At 62.5% G+C, this 3,917-nt stretch carries 4 protein-coding genes; all 4 read right to left on the reverse strand.

The annotated features are described in order from the left end of the window. Nucleotides 1-7: 7 nt before the first annotated feature. A complete protein-coding gene (locus EN964_RS27860) occupies nucleotides 8-1,123 on the reverse strand; it encodes an ABC transporter ATP-binding protein (protein ID WP_023810089.1) in 1,116 nt (371 codons plus the stop codon). A gap of 4 nt (nucleotides 1,124-1,127) precedes the next feature. Further along, a complete protein-coding gene (locus tag EN964_RS27865) occupies nucleotides 1,128-2,072 on the reverse strand; it encodes a carbohydrate ABC transporter permease (RefSeq protein ID WP_127272642.1) in 945 nt (314 codons plus the stop codon). Further along, nucleotides 2,069-3,025 carry a carbohydrate ABC transporter permease gene (locus EN964_RS27870; RefSeq protein ID WP_127267248.1) on the reverse strand — a complete coding sequence of 319 codons (957 nt, stop codon included), beginning with the start codon at nucleotides 3,023-3,025 and terminating at the stop codon, nucleotides 2,069-2,071. The genes EN964_RS27865 and EN964_RS27870 overlap by 4 nt, the downstream gene beginning before the upstream one ends. Nucleotides 3,026-3,127: 102 nt before the next feature. Next, nucleotides 3,128-3,917 (reverse strand): ABC transporter substrate-binding protein (locus EN964_RS27875; protein ID WP_164776033.1); only part of this gene is annotated, 790 nt, incomplete at its 5' end.

The following is a 3,917-nucleotide window of genomic DNA, read 5'->3' on the forward strand; positions in this document are numbered from 1 at the left end:
ACATACATTAGCGAATACGGGTCTCGGTCGCCGGGTCGAAGAACACCGCCTTGGTCAGGTTGAAGGCAAGCGGCGTGTTGGTGCCCGGCTGGATGTTGGCGTCGGCGCGCAGCCGCGCCACCACGCCCTTGCCGCCGAGATTGGTGACGGCGAAAGTGTCCGAGCCGGCCGGTTCGACGACCTCGATGTGACAGTCGGCGGTTGCGATGTGCGAGGCGTTGCGCTCGGCACCTTCCGGATCGGTCAGGGCTTCGGGGCGGACACCGAAGATGATCGGTTTGCCCTGGAATGCCGACAGGCCGGCCGGTGCATTGGCCATCGGCAGCGAGATCGGCTCTCGTGCTTCGCGCTGCAGCACGACGGACAGCGCGTTGCCTGACGTGCCGATCGTCGCCGGGATCAGGTTCATCGCCGGCGAGCCCATGAAATCGGCGACGAAGAGATTGCTCGGGTTGTTGTAAATTTCGGCCGGCGTACCGAACTGCTGCACCTCGCCATCGCGCATGACCGCGATCTTGGTGGCCAGCGTCATCGCCTCGATCTGGTCGTGTGTGACGTAGACGATGGTGGTGCCGGTGGTGGCATGCAGGCGCTTGATTTCGATGCGCATGTCAACACGCAGCTTGGCGTCGAGGTTGGACAAGGGCTCGTCGAACAGGAACAGTTTTGGGTCGCGCACCAGCGCCCGGCCCATGGCGACGCGCTGGCGCTGGCCGCCGGAAAGCTGGCTCGGCTTGCGCTGCAAGAGGTGGCCGATCTGCAGCACCTTGGCCACCTTGTCGATGGCCTTCTGGCGCTCCGCCGCCGGCACGCCGCGCATCTCCATGCCGAAGGAGATGTTTCCGGCCACCGTCATGTTGGGGTAGAGCGCGTAGCTCTGGAAAACCATGGCGATGTCGCGCTTGGAAGGATGCAGATCGTTGATGGTGCGGCCGTCGACCCGGATTTCGCCCGAGGTGATCGTCTCCAGGCCGGCGATGGTGTTGAGCAAGGTCGACTTGCCGCAGCCGGAAGGGCCGACCAGCACCAGGAAGCCGCCTTTCTCGAGCTCGACATCGATCCCCTTCAGGATCTCGACCTGGCCGAAGCGCTTCCTCAAACCATCAATTTCCAGAAAAGCCATCGGATTATCCTTTGACGGCGCCCGCCATCAGACCGCGCACGAAATAGCGGCCGGCGAGCACATAGACGAGAAGGGTGGGCAGTGCCGCGATCATCGCGGCGGCCATGTTGACGTTGTATTCGACGACGCCGGTCGACGTGTTGACGACGTTGTTGAGCGCCACCGTCATAGGCATCGCGTCGCCAGTGCCGGCGTAAGCCGAGGCGAACAGGAAGTCGTTCCAGATGTTGGTGAACTGATAGATAACGGTGACGACGAAGATCGGCATCGAGTTCGGCAGCATGATGCGGCGGAAGATCTGGAAGAAGGATGCGCCGTCGACCTGTGCCGCCTTGACCAGTTCGGTGGGGAACGCCTCGTAGTAGTTGCGGAAGAACAGCGTGGTGAAGCCGATGCCGTAGACGACGTGGACGAAAACCAGATTGACGGTCGGATTGCCGAGCCCAAAGCTGGTTCCCGTTGCATTCTGCAGCGTGACGCCGAAGCGGCCGAGGCTGCCGAGGATGGTCGCCATCGGCAGCAGCACCGACTGGAACGGAATGAAGCAGGCGAACAGCATCAGCCCGAACACCAGCGTTGCGCCGCGGAAACGCCATTTGGTCAGCACGTAGCCGTTGAGCGCGCCGAGCATCGTCGAGATCAGCACAGCCGGGACCACCATCTTGATGGAGTTCCAGAAATAGCCCTTGATGCCGGCGCAGGTGAGGCCGACGCAGGTCTCGCCCCAGGCCTTCAGCCAGGGATCGAAGGTCGGTGCCCTGGGCAGCGCCAGCATGTTGCCGTTCTGGATCTCGTCCATGGTCTTGAACGAGGTCACCAGCATGACGAACAGCGGCATCAGATAAAATAGCGCAAACAGCGCCAGCAGCCCGTAGATGACGATGCGGTTGATGACCCTGGCGTTGACGCCGCCGGAGGCCTGGCGGGCGGGAGTGGTGAAGGCGCTCATCGCGGCTTCTCCCGCAGTTCCGAATAGAGATAGGGCACGATGATTGCGACGATGGTCATCAGCATGATCACCGCACTGGCCGAGCCGACGGCCATTTCGTTGCGCTTGAACGTGTACTCATACATGAAGTTGGACGGCAGCCAGGCCGATCCACCGGGCCCGCCGCTGGTCAGTGCGACCACGAGATCGTAGGACTTGATGGCGAGATGCGCGAGCACGATGAAAGCCGACAGGAAGATCGGCCGCAGCAGCGGGATGACGATGCGGCGGTAGAGCTGGAAGGTGGTGGCGCCGTCGATCTGCGCCGCCTTCATGATCTCGCCGTCGATGCCGCGCAGGCCGGCCAGGAACATCGCCATGATGAAGCCGGAGGCCTGCCAGACGCCGGCAATGACCACCGTGTAGATGACGAAATCCTTGTTCTTGATCCAGTCGAAATGGAAGCTCGTCCAGCCCCATTGATGCAAGGTCTGCTCGAGGCCGAGGCCGGGATCGAGAAACCATTTCCAGGCGACGCCGGTGACGATGAAGGACAGCGCCATCGGGTAGAGATAGATCGGCCTCAACATGCCTTCGCCGCGGATCTTCTGGTCGAGCAGGATGGCCAGGAACAGGCCGAGCGCTAGGCAGATGGCGATGTAGAGAAAGCCGAAAATACCCATATTGGTGATCGACGTGTACCAGCTCGACGGCGGGTCGGTGTCGAAGGTCCAGCCCCACAGCCGCTGATAGGCGCGCGAGCCGGTCAGGACATAGGACGGGAAGGTCTTGGAATTGGTGAAGGACAGATAGATCGTCCACAGGATGAAGCCGTAGACGAAGACGATGGTGATGGCGAAGCTGGGCGCCAGCACGATCTTCGGCAATGCGTCCTGCAGGCGTGAGCGCACCGAGGCGCGTGGCCGCGCATGCTCCGGCGTCAGCTTGATCTGGCTTGTCGCTACCGTGCTCATGGGCTCCTCCCGTCGACTCGCGGCCAACCAGCTTCGCGGATCCAAGTTCGCGGATCTGGGCCTTCCCCGCCGGAGCGGGGAAGGGTTTTTGGCGCGTGGCGCTTACTTGGCGTCGTCGATTGCCTTGACCAGCTCGGTCACGGCCTCGTCCGAGGTCTTGATCTGACCATGGACGAATTTGGAGACGACATCCTTATAGGCATTGGCGACCGCCGGAGGCGCGCCATAGCCCTGGGCCAGCGAGCCGAACAGCGTGCCGCCTTCGTTGGCCGCCTTCAGATCGGCGATGCCCTTCTTGCCGCAAGCGTCGAAGTCGGTGTCCGGAACGTCGGTACGGGCCGGAACCGAACCCTTGACGACGTTGAAGGCCGACTGGAAGCTCTTCGACAGGGTGGCGGTGGCCAGCGCGACCTGGGCGGCCTTGCGGTCGTCCGGAACGTTGAACATGCCGAACATGTCGGAGTTGTAGATCACCGAGCCGTCGGTGCCCGGGAAGCGATAGCAAAGGAAGTCGGTGCCCGGCGTTTTCTTGGCGGCGTTGAACTCGCCCTTGGCCCAGTCACCCATGACCTGCACCAGGGCGTCGCCCTTGATGACCATGGCGGTGGCAAGGTTCCAGTCGCGGCCGGAGAAGTTGGGGTCGACATAGGTGACGAGCTTGGCCAAATTGTCGAACGACTTCTTCATCGTGTCGGACTTCAGCGATTCGTCATCGAGGTCGTTGAAGGCCTTCTTGTAGAACTCGGGTCCGCCAGTCGACAGCACGACGGAGTCGAACATGGTGGCTTCCTGCCAGTTCTGGCCGCCGAGAGCGAGCGGGATCACGCCTGCCGCCTTGGCCTTGTCGAGCAGGGCAACGAAGTCGTCGAAGGTCTTCGGCTCGGTGCCGCCG

It is taken from the genome of Mesorhizobium sp. M7A.F.Ca.CA.001.10.2.1 (assembly GCF_003998575.1).
Classification (GTDB): domain Bacteria; phylum Pseudomonadota; class Alphaproteobacteria; order Rhizobiales; family Rhizobiaceae; genus Mesorhizobium.

Bases quoted from the DNA above. Each gene is read 5' to 3' on its own strand.
- EN964_RS27860 (WP_023810089.1), bottom strand. From the start codon at position 1,123: ATGGCTTTTCTGGAAATTGATGGTTTGAGGAAGCGCTTCGGCCAGGTC.
- EN964_RS27865 (WP_127272642.1), bottom strand. From the start codon at position 2,072: ATGAGCGCCTTCACCACTCCCGCCCGCCAGGCCTCCGGCGGCGTCAAC.
- EN964_RS27870 (WP_127267248.1), bottom strand. From the start codon at position 3,025: ATGAGCACGGTAGCGACAAGCCAGATCAAGCTGACGCCGGAGCATGCG.